General features: G+C 70.1%; 1 protein-coding gene. It reads left to right on the top strand.

The features are described from left to right. Positions 1-116 precede the first annotated feature (116 nt). A partial coding sequence (locus tag IF30_RS0140280; protein WP_037903076.1) for an IS481 family transposase occupies positions 117-1,065 on the top strand: 949 nt, incomplete at its 3' end.

Raw genomic sequence — 1,065 nt, 5'->3', positions numbered from 1 at the left:
TGTACTGACCATGGAGGTTGGTGACGGGGTTCACGGCGTGGTGATCTTGAAATGAGTGAGGGCCTTCTGGCTCGGTGTGGATTGCGACATCTGCACCGGCACCCAGAAAGGCCCTCATGCCACACCGTAACGCACCCCTGACCGAGACCGGACGCCTGCGCCTGGCCCGCTGCGTGGTCGAGGACGGCTGGCCGCTGCGACGCGCCGCCGAACGCTTCCAGGTCTCGCCCACCACCGCGAAGCGCTGGGCGGACCGCTACCGCGCGTCCGGCGAGGCCGGCATGGCCGACCACTCCTCGCGTCCACACCACAGCCCCCGACGCACGGCGACCCGCACCGAGCGGCGGATCATCAAAGTCCGACTGCTCCGCCGTTGGGGGCCGGCCCGCATCGCCTACCTGCTGCGGCTCAACCCGGCCACCGTCCACCGGGTCCTGGTCCGCTACCGACTGGCCCGCCTGGCCCACCTCGACCGCGCCACCGGACGCCCGGTGCGGCGCTACGAACGCGCCGCACCGGGCGAGTTGGTCCATGTCGACATCAAGAAGCTCGGCAACATCCCCGACGGCGGCGGCCACCGGGCCCTGGGCCGCCCCGCCGGCAAGAAGAACAGCACCGGTGCCGGTTACGGCTACCTGCACAACGCCGTCGACGACCACTCCCGCCTGGCCTACAGCGAGATCCAGCCCGACGAGCGCAAGGAGACCGCCACAGCGTTCTGGGCCCGGGCGAGTGAGTTCTTCGCCCGGGCCGGGATCACCGTCCAACGGGTGATGACCGACAACGGCTCCTGCTACCGCTCCCGGCTGTGGCGCGACGCCCTCGCGGCCGAGGGCATCACGCACAAGCGCACCCGCCCCTACCGCCCGCAGACAAACGGCAAGGTCGAACGCTTCAACCGCACCCTGCTCGACGAGTGGGCCTACGCCAGGCCCTACCGCACCGAGCAGGAACGCCGCGACGCCTACCCCGACTGGCTCCACACCTACAATCACCACCGCGGACACACCGCACTCGCAGGCAAACCACCCGCCAGCCGCGTTCCCAACCTCATGGGCCAGAACA

Origin of the sequence: Streptomyces sp. NRRL S-350 (assembly GCF_000719705.1) — a bacterium.
Classification (GTDB): domain Bacteria; phylum Actinomycetota; class Actinomycetes; order Streptomycetales; family Streptomycetaceae; genus Kitasatospora.
The sequence above is the reverse complement of the archived record's forward strand: the minus strand, read 5'-3'. Positions and strand labels throughout refer to the sequence as shown.